The sequence below is a fragment of the Pseudomonas sp. PS01299 genome, assembly GCF_029960145.1.
In the GTDB taxonomy this organism is placed as follows: domain Bacteria; phylum Pseudomonadota; class Gammaproteobacteria; order Pseudomonadales; family Pseudomonadaceae; genus Aquipseudomonas; species Aquipseudomonas putida_A.
This window is the reverse complement of the sequence record NZ_JASCPO010000054.1, coordinates 1-16930: the sequence shown is the minus strand read 5'-3', so window position 1 is coordinate 16930 and position 16930 is coordinate 1. Positions and strand designations below refer to the sequence as shown.

Sequence of the window (16930 nt, the reverse complement as noted above, 5' to 3'; positions counted from 1 at the left end):
CGCGCCAACTTATCAGCGCTTCAAACTGGCTGCTTTGTTCCAGTCGGGTTCTTTGTTCGACCAATGGTGGTCGACATTACTGGAACGTTTTAACGTTGCACGGTTCTTATCCGTGTCATTTGTAGGAACACCTAATAACTATGTCTACTCAAATCCAGACTCAGGATGCCATTCGCACCCTAACCAACGCTTTTGCCCCAATGAACTGCCTGATCATGGCCGCTCGCAAAGGCTGCTTCAGCTTCACCGTGGTCAATGAACACGGGATCGCTCGCCACAGCGAGCGTCTGTACCCCGATCAATACTCCAGCGCCGAACCGCTGCAGGCCATTATTGATCGTACGCGTCAGGCATTGATTGCCTGAGAGCCGAAAAGGCTGCAAAAGCAAAAGCCCCGCACAAAATGCGGGGTTTTTTATTGCCCGATATTTCGCTTTTAGCCCTTCAGGCCTAAGCACCTTCGGATATAACGCCTGTGGCTCGCTGCCGGAAATATTTTAAAAACAGGCCTTTACGTCGCGAATATGACACTACACTTCAACTCAAGCGGCTTGATCCGCTTTCGGCGAGCCTGAGTCGATCCACCGCTGCCAAGGCCCCTTCAGGTATCGCCGCCCAATTACAAGATCCGAGGGTTTTATGGGTATCGCTGCCAGCGAACTGTGCCGCTATGTGATCCGTCCCACACTGATTTATCTGGGACGCCACTGCGCAACTGCCGAATCCCTGCTGCTGGGCATTGCCGCCAGCCAGTCCGCCCTCGGTTCCGCCCTGCATGACCGCCGTGGCCACGGCCTCTACCGGATTGCCGAGCACCGCCACCAGGCCCTTTGGGATCACTATCTGGCACTCGATCCGGAGCGTGCGAGCCTGGTTCGCGGCCTCGCCAGCCAACATGCTTTTTTGAGCGGCCCGCACCTGGAATTGACCGTCAACCTGCGTTACGCCACCGCCATCGCCTGGCTGCTGGTAGAAGAACAACACACCACCCTCCCCGCCCCGGACGATCTGCTGGGCATGGCGCGAATCTGGCGTCAGACCTTCCAGCCGCAAGGTCGTCTGCGCGACTTCACCTACGCCTGGCAAACCTGTGTTTCACCGGTGAATCAGGTCGCGTGTTGACTGGCGAGTTTCAGAAGATCGCTCAACAGGTCGCGAATCTGGTCGGATTGTCCTACAAAACCGCTCTAACTCAAGCCATACGGACTATAGCGCTGGGACGAAAATGTTGGTAATTTTCGCCCCGGTGATCACCAGGAGTTCTAATAATGAAAAAAGTCATGCTCAAAACCACCCTTAGCCTCGCCGTTACCATGGCATCCACCCAGATCTTCGCAGCTGGCTTTGCCATCAACGAACACAGCATCAGCGGGATGGGCACTGGTTACGCTGGGCGATCCTCTTCTGCCGACGACGCAAGCACTGTTTATGGCAACCCTGCCGGCATGTCGCGCATCACGCGCGAACAAGTCACCGGCGGTGTTGCATTCCTCGATGCCAAAACCGATATCAGCGACGCCAGCTCCAGCCCTAACGGCGGCAGCAACAAAGGCGACATGGTGCCCTTCACCTCCGTACCTATGGGCTTCTACGTCAAACCGATCGACGAGCATTGGGCATTCGGCCTCGGCGTGTACGTGCCGTTCGGCCTGATTACCGATTACGAAAAAGGGTTTGCCGGCCGTTACTTCGGCAGCAAGTCCGAAGTCCAGGTCATCACCTTCCAGCCGACCGTCAGCTACAAGTTCAACGACGTGGTGTCGATCGGTTTCGGCCCGACCATCAACCGCATCGACGGCACCCTCGAGTCCAACCTCTCGGTGACTCAGCTGGCGCCGGACGGCAAGGTCAAGATCAAGGGTGACGACACCGCGCTGGGCTACAACATCGGCGTACTGGTACAGGCCACCGACACCACTCGCCTGGGTCTGACCTACCACTCGAAAGTCGACTACAAGCTCGAAGGCAACACCAAGGTCAACTACGGCGCACTGGCTGCAGTCGGTCTGGGCGCCAGCCAGAAGTACGACGCTTCGCTGAAGATCACCACACCTGAATCCGTGGACTTCTCGGTTACTCAAGCGATCAACGACCGCTGGAACGTCTATGCCGGTTCGACCTGGACCCGCTGGAGCCAGTTGAAGAAGATCACCGTTGAAAACTCGGGCGTACAGCCGCTGCTGGCCGGTCAGTTTGGCGAGATCACCGAAGACCAGAACTGGCACGACTCCTGGGCTTACGCCGTGGGTACTTCGTACCAACTGAACAAGGAATGGGTACTGCGTACCGGTCTGACCTTCGATCAGTCGCCGACCAACAACGTCGACCGTTCGCCACGCATTCCTACTGGCGACCGCACGATCTTCAGCATCGGTGCCGGCTGGAGCCCGACCGAAGACCTGACCATCGACGTGGCTTACTCGTACCTGAAGGAAGAGTCGGTCAAGATCCACAACCAGAACGATCGTGGCCAGACCTACGATGCCAAGTATGAAAACTCGGCAAACGGTTTCGGTGTTGGCGCTACTTACCGCTTCTGATGCTGCACGGCGAGGCTAAACCCTCGCCCACAGAAAAGCCCCGCTCTCTTTACAGAAAGCGGGGCTTTTTTGTGCCTATTCAAATACCACAGATCAAATGTGGGAGCGGGCTGGCTCGCGAATGCGGTCTGACATCCAGAACAAGTGCTGAATGATCCGCAGCCTTCGCGAGCAAGCCCGCTCCCACAAAAAGCGTGTGTTATCAGTTGAGCGGTTTTGAGGCGATGGCCTTTTCAACCGCCGCAATAAACTCCGGATCATCCGGTTTGGTCAGACTGGAGAAATTCGCGATCACCTTGCCCTGACGATCAATCACGTACTTGTAGAAATTCCACTTCGGCGCGCTGCTCTGCTCGGCCAGCACCTTGAACAGGTGAGTAGCATCGTCGCCACGGACTTTCTGCGGCTCGGTCATGGTGAAGGTCACGCCGTAATTGGCGTAGCAGACCTTGGCGGTTTCGGCGCTGTCCTTGGACTCCTGCTTGAAGTCATTGGACGGTACGCCGAGCATTTCCAGGCCTTGCGCCTTGTAGTGCTGATTGAGCGCTTCGAGGCCCTCGAACTGTGGGGCGAAGCCACAGAAACTGGCGGTATTGACCACCACCAGCGGCTTGCCGGCGTAGCGCTGGCACAGATCGACGGATTCCTTGGCGCGCAACTTGGGCAACGAACCTTGCAGCGCCTCCGGACAGTCAGCGGCCTGGGCCAGTCCGGTCAACGCCATCAACAACGCGGGTACAGCACACCAGCGCATGAACATGTCGGCATCCTTGATGCGGTTATCAGACATCGACGTTACTCGCCCTCCAAGCCTACAAGCAAGCACCCATGCCCAACTGCATCAACGCCAGCCCGCCCTGATGCCAGCCCCACCACACCAGCGCCAGCAACAGCGCGCCGAGTGCGATGAAGGCGATTCGCGGCCAGGAACGCTTCATACGGCGCCGACAGCCGGTTGCAGACGCGCCACCGGACGCTCGCGCACCGGCCAGTTCAGCGCAGCCGCCAGCAGGCTCAAGAGAATCGCCACTTGCCAGATCAAGTCATAACTCCCGGTACGGTCATACACCACCCCACCCAGCCAGCCGCCGAGGAACGAGCCGAGTTGATGAAAGAGGAACACGATACCGCCGAGCATGGACAGGTTACGCACGCCAAACAAGGTCGCCACCGTGCCGTTGGTCAACGGCACCGTCGACAGCCAGAGGAAGCCCATGGCCATGCCGAACAGGTACGCCGAGGTCGTCGTCACCGGCAGCCACAGAAACAGCACGATCACCACCGCACGCAGCAGATACAACGCCGTCAGCAGACGCGGCTTGGACATGCGCCCACCGAGCCAGCCGGCAGTATAAGTGCCGAAGATATTGAACAGCCCGATCAGCGCCAGCACTGTGGTGCCGACGGTTGCCGGCAGATGCTGATCAACCAGATAGGCCGGCAGATGCACGCCAATGAACACCACTTGGAAGCCGCAGACGAAAAATCCGAACGCCAGTAACCAGAACCCGGAATGCGAGCAGGCTTCGCGCAGCGCTTCAGACAGGGTCTGCTCATGACCGAACACCGGCAGCGGCTTGTCCTTGAGCATGCTCACCAACGGCACGATCAGCGCCACCAGCAAACCGAGTACCAACAGCGCCGCCGACCAGCCGAGCCAGCCGATCAAACCCAGCGTGCCCGGCAACATCGCAAACTGGCCGAACGAACCGGCAGCACTGGCGATGCCCATGCCCATGCTACGTTTTTCCGGCGGCACCGCACGACCGACCACGCCGAGAATCACCGAGAACGACGTACCGGACAGACCGATACCGATCAACAGACCGGCACTCAGCGACAGGGTCAGCGCCGAATCGGACAGCCCCATGCACACCAGGCCCCCGGCATACAGCACGCCGCCGACCAGCACCACTTTCGCCGCACCGAAACGGTCAGCCAGGGCGCCAGTGAACGGCTGCGCCAGACCCCAGATCAGGTTCTGCAAGGCGATGGCGAAGGCAAACACTTCGCGCCCCCAGCCGAACTGCGCACTCATCGGCGACAGGAACAGACCGAAGCCGTGCCGCACGCCCAATGACAACGCCAGAATCAGCGCACTTCCCAGCAACACCCAACCGCACGTACGCCACATCGATGTCATTGTTATTCTCCGTTCGCGGGTATATACCCGCTTAAAACCGGAAAAACCGGCCTTCAGGCCAGTTCATCCAACAGTCGCAGCAAGGTTTCACGCTTCTCGGCGCCCAGACGATCGATCAATCGCTGTTGCGCCGCTTCCCAGGCCGGCAGCGCCGCCGCGAGGCGTTGTGCACCGGTTTCGGTGAGCCGGACGATGCGATTGCGCATGTCCTCGCCCTCGGCCAGCGCCACCAGGCCCTCGCCTTCGAGCACCCGCAGGTTGCGCCCCAGGGTGCTGCGATCCAGACCCATGGCTTCGGCCAGTTCCGAGATGCTCGGTTGATCCAGACGCTGCAGGTTGCACAGCAAAGAATACTGGGCAACGTTGATCCCGAAGCCGTCGAGAGCGCCGTCGTAATGCCTGCTGACGCCACGAGCGGCGCGACGCAGGTTGGTGCACAAACACTGAGAAGGAAGCATGATGCGTGTATATACCCGCGACTGTGTTAAATCAAGTTACATGTAGTGATTCAAGAACATTTCCGGCGCCTGACGGGTCGCCTTCGCGAGCAAGCCCGCTCCCACAGGGGAATGCATTCCAAATGTGGGAGCGAGCTTGCTCGCGAAGGGGCCAGCACGGTTACATATATGGCTCAGACCAACACCACCCCAACCAACACCACCATCTCCAGCAATTCCAGCAACGCCCCCGCCGTATCGCCCGTAGTCCCGCCCAACCGCCGCACCATCACCCGCCGCAGCCAGACAAACCCGACGAACGCGACAACCAGCGCAACAATCGCTTTCACCCCGGCAATCAGCAAACACGCCAGCACACTCGCCCCGAGCACCCACCAACCAGCTCTACGCGGCAAATGATCAGCCAACGCCTGCCCCAACCCACCCGCGCGCACATACGGCGTGGTCAGAAACAGCCCCAGCAGCGCCGCCCGCCCCAGCAACGGCACGATGATCAACATCACCGCATCCCCCTGCTCGACCAGCGCCAGCAACGCGCAGAACTTCAGCAGCAACACCAACACCAGCGTCACCACGGCAATCGGCCCGCTGCGCGGATCCTTCATGATCGTCAGCGTGCGCTCGCGATCACCGAAACCGCCAAGCCAGGCATCGGCGCTGTCGGCCAGTCCGTCGAGGTGCAGCGCGCCGCTGAGCAGCACCCACACCGTCAGCAACAGCGCCGCATGCAGCAACAACGGTGCGCCGGCCAACGCCAGGTTGAATGCCCAGAGGATCCCTCCGAACAGCAACCCCACCAGCGGATAAAACAACAGCGAACGCCCGAGCTGTTGCGGCTCCGGCATCCCCGGCAGACGAATCGGCAAACTACTGAGAAATTGCAGGGCGATCCACAGTGGCAGCATCTCAGTGACCTTCCTTAAGCGAACCATCGGCTTCAACGGTCAGGGAAAACAATGAAGCATGCGCGACTTCGACATTGAGCAACTGCTCACGCGGCAAACCTCGCGCCTGCGCCAGCAACAGACGCATCACGCCGCCATGACTGATCAACAAAACGCGTTCACCGGCATTGGCCTGATGCAACCGCGCAACCGCGCCCAGCACGCGAGCCGCAAAATCGCTGACCGGCTCACCCTGCGGCGGGGTGAAGGCATAGGGATCAGCCCAGAACAGCCCCAGCGCTTCGGCATCAGTCTCCATCAACGCCGCTGCGCTCTGGCCTTCCCAGGCACCGAAGTGCAGTTCCTGCAGATCCTTGTCCAACTGCACCGGCAGATTCAGTTGTTCGCCCAGCTCTGCAGCGAACCGCGCGCAACGCTGCAGCGGCGAACTGATCAGCCGGTCCCACGGCCCGCCCACCAGCACCGCGGCACGCATCTGTGCCCAGCCCTTTTCGGTGAGCGCATCATCGAGACTGCCGCGCAAACCGCCGCCCAGCTCAGTCTCACCGTGGCGCAGCAGGTCCAGACGCAAGGTCATGCCGGACGATCCGCCACCGCGGCTTCGGCGAACGTCGCCATCTGCCCGTGAAGGTCACAGGCCAGACGCAATAGCGGCACGGCCAATGCCGCGCCGCTGCCCTCGCCCAGACGCAGGCCGAGCTCCAGCAACGGTTCGGCGTTAAGTGTTTCCAGCACATGGCGATGGCCCGGCTCGGCCCCACGATGACCGAACAGCAGCCACTCGCGGCAGGCCGGATTCAGCCGCACCGCGACCAACGCGGCGACCGTGCAGATAAAGCCGTCGACCAGCACCGCGACGCCTTCCTGCGCACAGGCCAGGTACGCGCCGACCAGTGCGGCGATTTCAAACCCGCCGAGGTTGAACAGGGTTTGCAGCGCATCGCCGCGCTGTGCTGCGTGCAGCGCCAGTGCGCGCTCGATCACTTGCGCTTTATGGCTGACGCCCTCGGCATTCAACCCGGTACCGGGACCGGTCAGGTGTACCACCGGGCAATCGAGCAAGGCACACGCCAGCGCACTGGCGGCAGTGGTGTTGCCGATGCCCATTTCGCCACCGATGAACAACTCTGTACCAACGGCTTTGGCGCGCAGCACGCTGTCACGACCGGCCTGCAAGGCAAGTTCGCCCTGTGCCTGGGTCATCGCCGCGCCCTTGGCGAAATTCGCCGTGCCAGGGCCGATGTTCAGATGACGCACGCCCGGCAGATTCAACGTCGGTGTCACGGTGCCCAGATCGACCACTTCCAGCTGTGCATCGAGCTGCCGCGCCAGCACGCTGATCGCCGCGCCGCCGCTGACGAAGTTGAGCAACATCTGCCCAGTGACTTCCTGCGGGAATGCCGAAACGCCTTCCGCGACCACCCCGTGATCACCAGCGAAAATCGCGATCCAGACTTGCTTAAGGGTCGGCTTGATCTGTCCCTGCAATCCGGCCAGTTGCACCGCCACGCTTTCGAGGCGACCGAGGGAGCCGGCCGGTTTGGTCAGTTGCAGTTGGCGCGCCGCCGCCTGTTCAACGATCTCGGCATTCACGGATTGGCACGGGTTCAACCACCACGCTTGAGTCATAACGCAGGTCCTTTCAGGGTCAGGGGCAGGCCGGCGACGGTCAGGACGACTCGCTGACAACGCTCGGCCAGAGCTTGATGCAGCCAACCGGCTTCATCGACGTAGCGGCGAGTCAATTCGCCCAGCGGCACGACACCCATTCCGGTCTCGTTGCTGACAAAAATGATTTCCCCCGGCAATGACGCCAGGCAGTCCAGCAGGGCTTCACGCTCGGCGGCGAGACGCGCGGCGTCATCGAGCATCAGCAGATTGGTCAGCCACAGGGTCAGGCAATCCACCAGCAGGCAACGCTCGGCACTGGCGTTTTCACGCAGGACGCGGGCCAGTTGCAGCGGCTCTTCGATCAGCGCCCATTCGGCCGGACGCCGGGCGCGGTGATGGGCGACGCGTTCGTTCATCTCACCGTCCAGCGGCTGGCTGGTGGCGATGTAAGTGACCGCCAGATGGCTGTCGCTGGCGAGTTTTTCCGCCAGGCGACTTTTGCCGGAGCGGGCGCCGCCGAGGATCAGTTGGAGCATGGGGACATCCTGAAAATTATGTGTTGAGGCAATCGCCCTCTTCGCGGGCAAGCCCGCTCCCACAGTGACCGCAGTGGCTGAAACACCTCACTCCCCTGTGGAGGATGGAGATGTCCTGTCATTTATGTATTGTGGCACCGGCCCCTTCGCGAGCAAGCCCGCTCCCACATGGGAATGCGTTCCAAAGTGGGAGCGAGCCTGCTCGCGAAGAGGCCGTAACAGCCAGCCTAAATCCCGCAGAGCTGACGCAGCAGCCCGGTATCCAGATGCTGCTCTACCAGATCCGCCAACCGCTCGATATCGCGCTCGCGCAAGCCGTGGTAATCCACCTCCTGCACATCGCTCAACCCGGCCCAGCGCAGCAACGCGGCACTGGCTTGCGGTGATTCAAACAAGCCGTGCAGATAAGTGCCGAACACCTGCCCGTCCAGACTCTGCGCGCCGTCGCAACGACCGTCATCCAGATGCACCGCCGCGTTCTCCAGCGCCGGCCCCACCGTCACGCCCGCATGGATTTCATAGCCACTGACCTCGGCGTTTTCCAGCGCCAGATGCCCACGGACATTGCGCAACTGCTTCTCGGCTTCCAGCGTGGTTTCGAACGCCAGCAAACCGAGGCCGGCACTGGAACCCGGCGCGCCTTCGAGGCCCAGCGGATCGTGCACTTGCTCGCCGAGCATTTGCAGACCGCCGCAGATCCCCAGCAACTTGCCGCCATAGCGCAAGTGCCGATTAATCGCCGCGTCCCAGCCGTTGGCGCGCAGATACGCGAGGTCGCTGCGCACGCTTTTCGAGCCGGGCAGGATGATCAGGTCGGCGGCAGGGATCGCCTGCCCCGAGCCGATGAATTGCAGATCGACCTGCGGATGCAAACGCAGCGGATCAAAGTCAGTGTGATTGCTGATGCGCGGCAGCACCGGCACCACCACTTTCAGCACTTGCTCGGCCTTGTCGGTCTGGCGCTGGTCGATGCCGTCCTCGGCCTCCAGATGCAGATCCATCACGTATGGCAGCACGCCCACCACCGGTTTGCCGGTGCGCTGTTCCAGCCAGTCGAGGCCCGGTTGGAGCAAGGCGATGTCACCGCGAAAACGATTGATGATGAAACCTTTGACCCGTGCCTGTTCGCTCGGCGAAAGCAACTCCAGCGTGCCGACCAGATGCGCGAAAACGCCGCCGCGATTGATGTCGGCGATCAGCAGCACCGGGCAATCCACCGCTTCAGCAAAGCCCATGTTGGCGATGTCACCGGCACGCAGGTTGATCTCGGCCGGCGAGCCAGCGCCTTCGACCATCACCAGCGGATATGCCGCGCTGAGTCGCTGGTGCGACGCGAGCACCGCTTGCATGGCGATGGCTTTGTAGTCGTGATACGCCACCGCGTTCATGCTGGTGACCGCACGGCCATGGATGATTACCTGCGCGCCGGTGTCGCTGTTGGGCTTGAGCAACACCGGGTTCATGTCGGTGTGCGGTTCGAGATGCGCGGCTTGCGCCTGCACCGCTTGAGCCCGGCCGATCTCGCCGCCGTCGGCGGTCACCGCGCTGTTGAGCGCCATGTTCTGCGGTTTGAACGGCACCACCGCCACGCCCTGACGGGTGGCCCAGCGGCACAGCGCCGTCACCAGCGTGCTTTTACCGGCGTCGGACGTGGTGCCTTGCACCATCAGCGTGGTCATTTCGATTCCTTGGCAAAGGCTTGCAGCGCCTGTTCGAGACGCGCTTCTTCAGCGGCGTTGGCAGGCAGGCCAAAACGCAGGCTGCTGTTATGGGTGAAGATGCGCAGGAGGATGCCGCGTCGGGCCATGAACTCGTGCAGCGCAGGCGCGTGCTCGGTGATCAGCCACTGAAACAACGCGCAACCGCCCTGAGGTTTGAAGCCATAGCGCTCCAGCAACAACGCGAGGCGTTCACTGGCTTCATCGCTGCGAATGCGTTGCCGGGTGTGCGCTTCGGTGTCTTGCAGGCAAGCCTGACCGAGCACCCGCGTCGGCCCGCTGACCGCCCAGGGTCCTACCTGCTCCGCGAGCAACCTGAGCAACTTGCGCTCGGCCAGCACGAAGCCCAGACGCACCCCGGCCAGACCGAAAAACTTGCCGAACGAGCGCAACACGATCAGGCCAACGTGATGGGTATACGACGCCAGACTCAGCTGCGGTGTGTTATCCATGAACGCTTCATCGACCACCAGCCAGCCGCCACGCTGGGCCAGCCGAGCGTGCCAGTCGAGCAGCCGCGCCGGGGTCAGGCTCAGACCCGTGGGGTTGTTCGGATTGACCACCACCAGCACGTCGAGGCTGTCGAGAAAGAACTCGACTTCCTGCTCCAGCACTTCGCGCACGATGTAACCACTGCGACGCCAGGCTTCGGCGTGCTCGGCATAACACGGCGACAACACACCGACCTTGCCGGCGCGGCGCAAACGCGGCAGCAATTGGATCGCCATCTGCGAACCGGCCACCGGCAGCACCTGCGAAGCGCCGTAGTAATCACACGCGGCCTGTTCCAGCCCGTCGTCGGTTTCCGGCAAGCGTGCCCAGGCGCGCAGCGGAATCTCCGGCACCGCAAACGGCCACGGCGCGAGGCCGCTGGATAAGTCGAGCCAGTCGGCCTCGGCAATCCCGTAATCGAGTGCAGCCTTGCGCAGCCGGCCACCGTGCTCAAGCATAGAATTCAGCCCCCACGCAGAGAATCAGCAGCCATAACCATACCCCGCGCTGGACCAATTGCCAGCCGCGATCAATCGAATCGGCATCGGCCGGCGAACCTTCGCCCAGTTGCGGACGCTCATGCAGTTCGCCGTGATAGATCGCCGGCCCGCCCAGTTCGACATTCAACGCACCGGCACCGGCCGCCATCACCGGACCGGCATTCGGGCTGTCCCATTGCGGGCCCTGGCTGCGCCAGCATTTCCAGGCGAGCCGGGTGTTGCCCAGCAGCGCGTAGGTCAGCGCCACCAGCCGGGCCGGAATATAGTTGAGCACGTCGTCGATTTTTGCCGCGCACCAGCCGAAGCGTTCGAAGCGTTCGTTGCGATAGCCCCACATAGCGTCGAGCGTATTGCTCAGGCGATAGAGCACCACGCCCGGCGCGCCGGCCACGACAAACCAGAACAGCGCGGCGAACACCGCGTCACTGCCGTTCTCCAGTACCGACTCGGTGGCCGCGCGCGCAACGGCGGTGCTGTCCAGTTCGCTGGTCTGGCGGCTGACCAGATAGCCGACGCGTTTGCGCGCCTCTTCCAGATCATCGGCGCGCAAGGCGGCGGCTACCGGCGCGACATGCTCACCGAGGCTGCGCATGCCGAGGGCGCAATACAGCGCCAGAATCTCGACGATCCAGCCCACGTAAGGTGCCCAGGAAAACGCGGTGGCGAGCAAGGTCAGCGGCAGCACCGCGATCACCCACGCGGTGACCCCGTGACTGCGCCAGCCGCGCCCGCCTGCATTGAAACGGCGCTCGATGCGCCCGGCAAAATTGCCGAACGCCACCAGCGGATGCCAGCGTTTCGGTTCACCCAGCAGCGCATCCAGCGCGACTGCGGCGACACTCAACAACGCCACACTCATTGACTCACTCCCCAATAATTTTCGTACAGCAACTCATTGAGCGGACGCGCCTGCGCCCACCCTTCGAGTACCAGCATCGGCGCCGGATAGAATGCCTTGACCGGCCCCAGGCACAACACTGCCAGCGGCTTGGCCCCGGCCGGCAACTGCAGCAGATCGGCCAGTGCCTGCGGTTCGAACACTGACACCCAGCCCATGCCCAGTCCTTCGGCACGGGACGCCAGCCACAGATTCTGAATCGCGCAGGACAGCGAGGCCATGTCCATTTCCGGCAGCGTACGACGGCCGAAAATATGTTTTTCGCGATCGTCCATCAGCGCCGCGACCAGGACTTCGGCGCAGTCGTTGATGCCTTCGACCTTGAGCTTCATGAACTCGTCACTGCGCTCGCCGAGGGCTTCGGCGGTGCGCACGCGTTCTTCTTCGACGAGGCTCTGGATCTGCCCACGCAAGGCGCGGTCGCTGATGCGGATGAAACGCCATGGCTGCATCAGACCGACGCTGGGCGCCTGATGCGCGGCTTCGAGTAGACGGCGCAGCAGCTCCGGTTCGACCGTGCCGCCGGTGAAGTGGCGCATGTCGCGGCGTTCGGCGATGGCTTTATAGACCGCTGTGCGCTCGGCCTCAGTGAATGCGTTGTCGGTCATGGCCTCTTCGCGAGCAAGCCCGCTCCCACAGGGGTTAGGTGATCCAATGTGGGAGCGAGCTTGCTCGCGAAGGCGGCCTTGAGGTCTGGCGCAAACAATGCAGCAATCGCCGTCGGATTCGACGGAAAGTAGAAATGCACGTACGACGCCGTCATCCGCCCTTCCCGATAAACCGCCTCGGCCCCACGCCCGCCGTTCGGGCTCAGGCCCCGGGCAATCGGCGTCAGCTCGGTGCTGGTCAGGGAATGGTGATAGGTGTGCCCACGCAGCGAGCCCTCCGGCAGATCCACCGCTTGCAGTGCCAGTGCCGCCAGACGTTTTTGCATCACCGCCTCACCGCGCAGCAGGCCGACCAGTTCGGCGCGATTGCCGTCGACATCGGTCAACGCGTCGAGCAGATAGAGCATGCCGCCGCATTCGGCGAGCAGCGGTTTACCAGCGGCGTGGTGCGCACGGATCGCATCGAGCATCGCGGTGTTTTGCGCCAGCGCGACATGGTGCAATTCCGGATAACCGCCGGGCAGATACAGACTGTCGGTCTCGGGCAATTGCGTATCGCGGATCGGCGAGAAGAAACTCAACTCGGCGCCCATCGCCCGTAGCAGGTCGAGACTGGCGCCGTAGGTGAAGGCAAAGGCCTCATCGCGAGCGACAGCAATGCGCACGCCGTCGAGCAGCGGTTCAGCGCTGATCATTTCAGGCGCGGCGAATTCCACGGCCGGTGGCAGCGCTACCTCGCAACTGCTGGCCAAGGCTTCGGCGGCGGCGTCGAGACGCAGATCCAGATCATTCAGTTCACTGGCCTGCACCAGACCGAGATGGCGGCTCGGCAACTCGATCCCGGTTTCCCGGGACAATGCGCCGTACCAGCGCAAACCTTCGGTGAGGCTGCCTTCGAGCAATTGCGCATGACGCAAAGTGCCGACACGGTTGGCCAGCACGCCGGCAAACGGCAGGTCCGGCTGATAACGCGCCAGCCCCAGCGCCAAGGCACCAAAGGTCTGGGCCATGGCGGTGCCGTCGATCACGCCGAGCACCGGTACGCCAAAATGCCGCGCCAGATCAGCGCTGGACGGCGTGCCGTCGAACAAGCCCATCACGCCTTCGATCAGGATCAGATCGGCTTCGGCGGCGGCTTCCCATAACAGACGGCGGCTTTCCTGCTCGCCGACCATCCACATGTCCAGTTGATACACCGGCGCACCGCTGGCGCGCTCGAGAATCATCGGGTCGAGAAAGTCCGGGCCGCACTTGAACACGCGCACCTTGCGCCCCTGGTTGCGATGCAAGCGCGCGAGCGCGGCGGTGACGGTGGTCTTGCCCTGACCGGAGGCCGGCGCGGCAATCAGTACCGCCGGGCAGTGACGTGGTTGATTCAAAGTTCGACGCCTTTCTGCGCTTTGATGCCAGCCTGGAAGGCGTGTTTGAGCATGCCCATTTCGGTGACGGTATCGCCCATCTCGATCATTTCCGGCTTGGCCGCGCGACCGGTGACGATTACGTGCTGCATCGGCGGACGCGCCTGCAAGTCGCTGAGCACTCGATCCAGATCGAGGTAGCCGTGCTTGAGGGCGATGTTCAATTCGTCCAGCACCACCAGGCCAATCGACGGATCGCGCAGCAATTCGCGGGAAACGGCCCACGCGGCTTCGGCGGCAGCGATGTCGCGCTGGCGATCCTGGGTTTCCCAGGTGAAGCCCTCGCCCATCACGTGAAAGCGCACTTGCTCGGGGAAACGGCGGAAGAACAGTTCTTCGCCTGTGCTGTTGCGGCCCTTGATGAACTGCACCACGCCGCACTGCATGCCGTGGCCCATGGCGCGGGCGAGCATGCCGAACGCCGAGCTGCTTTTGCCTTTGCCATTGCCGGTCAACACCAGCACCAGGCCGCATTCGTCAGGCGAATTGGCGATGCGTTCGTCGATCACGGCTTTTTTGCGCTGCATACGCGCCAGATGGCGTTCGTCGCGCTCGGGGGAATCGGTCATGGGGGAGCTCTCCGTTGAGGCTGGATAACGGCGGGCAGGCACAAGAATAGACGGCAAAAAGCCTGGCATCGCCCACCGTGATGCCGCTGGATGGATCAGGCCGGTCTCCGGGCTCATGAGCGGCGAATCGCCTGACTGCGCGCCTTCCCGCGTCGTCGACACAGTGGCTCAATGCACAGTTTTCACTCATTTACCGTTGCGGGGGCAGCGCCGGGATCGTGATCGTGCTTCGCCTGAAGACAACCCTCACCGGCTTCCCTGTTTCACTCTGTCGACATGCGTCACAGAGCACCTGAAACAAGCCGCGAAGGTTAGAGGGTTGGGGGTGGAGCGTCAATTAAAGAGGGGGCCGTCGGGCGAATAACTGCCGTCGATCAATTATCTGACGCCAATCTTGTGCCACACTGAGACAAGTGATATCAAAGAGCCATGCTTTTGATTGAAAAGCACATCACAACAATAAGGATGATGACGATGCAAGGCATGATCATCAGCAACCCGCGCCTGGAATTCCTGCGCCCGATGCTTGAACGCTGGTTTGACTGTATCGACCGCTACAACGCCATTCGCGGCGACAACGACACCCCTTACTGGCATGACGAGAAAGCCAATCTCGGCTTGCTCTCCGCGGCCGCCTGGATGGCCGAGCTGGTGACCCTTTGTGATACCTCGACCCGAAAGCAGAACGAGGAAGGCGAACGCAATGCCCGCGCCGATCTGTTCATCGCCGGCGCCGAAGACCGCGCCTACCTTCAGGCCACCCAGCGCTGGCCACGGGTCAACAACCTCAATCTGACCCAGGCCCTGCTGGACATCACCAGCGACGCCAAACGCATCAGTTTTGCCAGCGACCTCAAGCTCGGTTGCCTGTTCGTCGCCCCGCAAAAAGCCCAACACAGCGCCAGCCCCGAAGAGTTGCAGGACATGGTCGACGACCTGCAAAAGGAACACTGCTGCGCAGTGGCCTGGTATTTCCCCTACGCCTACCGCAAGTTGCGCAGCGAAGCGGGTAACTATCACCCAGGCATCGCCGTGCTGTTCAAAGAGGCCCGTGGTTGAGCGGTTGAACCATCGGGTGCGCGCACTCCTCTATGATTAGGCATGCATTCATAGGGAAGATCAGTAATGCGCAAAACCCAACTCGCTCTCGTCATCGCCCTCGCCGGAGGGCTCGCCGCCTGCGGTGAATCCTCCAGCCTGCAAGTTTCTGACGGCACCGGTCCGTCGCCGAAGCTGCCTGAACCAAACAAAACCCTGATCCCGACGGTGAACATCGCCCCGGCGGTCGGCTGGCCTGCAGGCGGTAAACCGACCGCCGTAGCCGGTACGCAAGTCGCAGCATTCGCCGAAGGCCTCGATCATCCGCGCTGGCTCTACGTGCTGCCCAACGGTGACGTGCTGGTGGCGGAAACCAACGCTCCGCCCAAGCCTGACGACAGCAGCGGCATTCGTGGCTGGGTGATGAAGAAAGTCATGGGCAAGGCCGGCGCTGGTGTGCCGAGCCCGAACCGCATCACCCTGTTGCGCGACGCCGACCACGACGGCGTGGCCGAGACCCGCACGGTGTTTCTTCAAAATCTCAATTCGCCGTTTGGCATGACCCTGGTCGGTAACGATTTGTACGTCGCTGACACCGATCGCCTGCTGCGCTTCCACTACGAATCCGGCGCGACCGAGATCAAGACCCAGCCGATCAAAGTCACCGATCTGCCGGGCGGCACGCTGAACCATCACTGGACCAAAAACGTCATCGCCAGCAATGACGGCAGTAAGCTGTACGTCACTGTCGGCTCGAACAGCAACGTCGGCGAGAATGGTCTGGATAAAGAAGAAGGTCGCGCCGCGATCTGGGAAGTCGATCGCGCCACCGGCAACCACCGGATCTTCGCCTCGGGCATCCGCAACCCCAACGGCCTGGCGTGGGAGCCCACGACAGGCGCGCTGTGGACAGCGGTCAATGAGCGTGACGAGATCGGCAGCGACTTGGTGCCGGACTACATCACCTCGGTCAAGGACGGCGGTTTTTACGGCTGGCCATTCAGCTATTACGGTCAACACGTGGATGTGCGAGTAAAACCGCAGAATCCGGATCTGGTGGCCAAAGCTATCGCCCCGGACTACGCCGTCGGCCCGCACACTGCCTCGCTGGGCCTGACCTTCGCCGAAGGCAACAGCCTGCCGGCGCAGTTCAAGGAAGGCGCGTTCATCGGTCAACACGGCTCGTGGAACCGCAAACCGCACAGTGGTTATAAAGTGATTTTCGTACCGTTCGCGGCCGGCAAGCCGAATGGAGCACCGGTGGATGTGCTGACCGGTTTCCTCGACAAGGACGAGAACGCTTTGGGTCGCCCGGTAGGCGTGGTGATCGACCAGCAAGGTGGTTTGCTGGTGGCGGATGATGTGGGGAACAAGGTTTGGCGGGTGTCGGCCGCTAAATAAATCAGGGCCCGACACATAACAAATGTGGGAGCGGGCTTGCTCGCGAAAGCGTCAGGTCATTCAACATCATGGGTGAATGACACACCGCATTCGCG

At 61.9% G+C, this 16930-nt stretch carries 19 protein-coding genes and 1 riboswitch; of the genes, 5 read left to right on the top strand and 14 right to left on the bottom strand.

The window, feature by feature from the left end:
* Positions 1–140 precede the first annotated feature (140 nt).
* The 3 genes from QMX91_RS12335 to QMX91_RS12325 all read left to right on the top strand — a co-directional run bounded on the left by QMX91_RS12335 (position 141) and on the right by QMX91_RS12325 (position 2540).
* Positions 141–365, top strand: a complete 225-nt coding sequence (locus QMX91_RS12335; RefSeq protein WP_007962908.1) for a hypothetical protein — start codon at positions 141–143, stop codon at positions 363–365.
* Positions 366–639: 274 nt separating this feature from the next.
* Positions 640–1122, top strand: coding sequence for a hypothetical protein (locus QMX91_RS12330; RefSeq protein ID WP_096797718.1), 483 nt, complete (start codon positions 640–642; stop codon positions 1120–1122).
* A 146-nt stretch (positions 1123–1268) separates the two neighbouring features.
* Entirely contained in the window at positions 1269–2540 is a 1272-nt protein-coding gene (locus tag QMX91_RS12325; protein WP_134785798.1) for an outer membrane protein transport protein, read from the top strand.
* 202 nt (positions 2541–2742) lie between these two features.
* Here QMX91_RS12325 and QMX91_RS12320 read toward each other — a convergent pair whose 3' ends face one another.
* From QMX91_RS12320 to cobO, 14 genes are all read right to left on the bottom strand, one after another.
* Positions 2743–3300 (bottom strand): redoxin domain-containing protein, encoded by a 558-nt coding sequence (locus tag QMX91_RS12320; protein ID WP_003223074.1) that lies wholly within the window; start codon positions 3298–3300, stop codon positions 2743–2745.
* Between the two features lie 52 nt (positions 3301–3352).
* Entirely contained in the window at positions 3353–3478 is a 126-nt protein-coding gene (locus QMX91_RS12315; RefSeq protein WP_256616859.1) for a hypothetical protein, read from the bottom strand.
* On the bottom strand, positions 3475–4683 hold the full coding sequence (locus QMX91_RS12310; RefSeq protein ID WP_098967891.1) for an MFS transporter: 1209 nt from the start codon (positions 4681–4683) through the stop codon (positions 3475–3477). The genes QMX91_RS12315 and QMX91_RS12310 overlap by 4 nt, the downstream gene beginning before the upstream one ends.
* A 53-nt stretch (positions 4684–4736) precedes the next feature.
* Positions 4737–5141, bottom strand: a complete 405-nt coding sequence (locus QMX91_RS12305) for a MarR family transcriptional regulator (RefSeq protein ID WP_007950413.1) — start codon at positions 5139–5141, stop codon at positions 4737–4739.
* A 173-nt stretch (positions 5142–5314) separates the two neighbouring features.
* Positions 5315–6046, bottom strand: coding sequence for an adenosylcobinamide-GDP ribazoletransferase (locus tag QMX91_RS12300; protein ID WP_098967890.1), 732 nt, complete (start codon positions 6044–6046; stop codon positions 5315–5317).
* 1 nt (position 6047) lies between these two features.
* Positions 6048–6623 carry an alpha-ribazole phosphatase family protein gene (gene cobC, locus QMX91_RS12295; protein ID WP_098967889.1) on the bottom strand — a complete coding sequence of 192 codons (576 nt, stop codon included), beginning with the start codon at positions 6621–6623 and terminating at the stop codon, positions 6048–6050.
* On the bottom strand, positions 6620–7675 hold the full coding sequence (gene cobT / locus QMX91_RS12290) for a nicotinate-nucleotide--dimethylbenzimidazole phosphoribosyltransferase (RefSeq protein WP_282412768.1): 1056 nt from the start codon (positions 7673–7675) through the stop codon (positions 6620–6622). Before cobT ends, cobC begins: the two co-directional genes overlap by 4 nt.
* A complete protein-coding gene (gene cobU, locus QMX91_RS12285; protein ID WP_098967887.1) occupies positions 7672–8193 on the bottom strand; it encodes a bifunctional adenosylcobinamide kinase/adenosylcobinamide-phosphate guanylyltransferase in 522 nt (173 codons plus the stop codon). The genes cobT and cobU overlap by 4 nt, the downstream gene beginning before the upstream one ends.
* A gap of 227 nt (positions 8194–8420) precedes the next feature.
* Positions 8421–9872 carry a cobyric acid synthase gene (locus tag QMX91_RS12280; RefSeq protein WP_282412767.1) on the bottom strand — a complete coding sequence of 484 codons (1452 nt, stop codon included), beginning with the start codon at positions 9870–9872 and terminating at the stop codon, positions 8421–8423.
* Positions 9869–10861, bottom strand: coding sequence for a threonine-phosphate decarboxylase CobD (gene cobD / locus QMX91_RS12275; protein ID WP_282412766.1), 993 nt, complete (start codon positions 10859–10861; stop codon positions 9869–9871). The genes QMX91_RS12280 and cobD overlap by 4 nt, the downstream gene beginning before the upstream one ends.
* Positions 10854–11762: an adenosylcobinamide-phosphate synthase CbiB gene (gene cbiB, locus QMX91_RS12270; RefSeq protein ID WP_097087506.1), complete on the bottom strand. Its 909-nt coding sequence runs from the start codon at positions 11760–11762 to the stop codon at positions 10854–10856. Before cbiB ends, cobD begins: the two co-directional genes overlap by 8 nt.
* Positions 11759–12409 carry a 5,6-dimethylbenzimidazole synthase gene (gene bluB / locus QMX91_RS12265; protein WP_282412765.1) on the bottom strand — a complete coding sequence of 217 codons (651 nt, stop codon included), beginning with the start codon at positions 12407–12409 and terminating at the stop codon, positions 11759–11761. The genes cbiB and bluB overlap by 4 nt, the downstream gene beginning before the upstream one ends.
* Positions 12406–13788 carry a cobyrinate a,c-diamide synthase gene (locus QMX91_RS12260; protein WP_134785787.1) on the bottom strand — a complete coding sequence of 461 codons (1383 nt, stop codon included), beginning with the start codon at positions 13786–13788 and terminating at the stop codon, positions 12406–12408. The genes bluB and QMX91_RS12260 overlap by 4 nt, the downstream gene beginning before the upstream one ends.
* Positions 13785–14396 carry a cob(I)yrinic acid a,c-diamide adenosyltransferase gene (cobO, locus tag QMX91_RS12255; RefSeq protein WP_041074346.1) on the bottom strand — a complete coding sequence of 204 codons (612 nt, stop codon included), beginning with the start codon at positions 14394–14396 and terminating at the stop codon, positions 13785–13787. The genes QMX91_RS12260 and cobO overlap by 4 nt, the downstream gene beginning before the upstream one ends.
* An 80-nt stretch (positions 14397–14476) precedes the next feature.
* Positions 14477–14707: riboswitch (cobalamin riboswitch) on the bottom strand.
* A gap of 163 nt (positions 14708–14870) precedes the next feature.
* On the opposite strand from cobO, the gene QMX91_RS12250 reads away from it, so the two are divergent.
* Positions 14871–15455 (top strand): hypothetical protein, encoded by a 585-nt coding sequence (locus QMX91_RS12250; protein WP_247267675.1) that lies wholly within the window; start codon positions 14871–14873, stop codon positions 15453–15455.
* Positions 15456–15521: 66 nt separating this feature from the next.
* Positions 15522–16835, top strand: coding sequence for a sorbosone dehydrogenase family protein (locus tag QMX91_RS12245; RefSeq protein ID WP_134785786.1), 1314 nt, complete (start codon positions 15522–15524; stop codon positions 16833–16835).
* Positions 16836–16930: the final 95 nt, after the last annotated feature.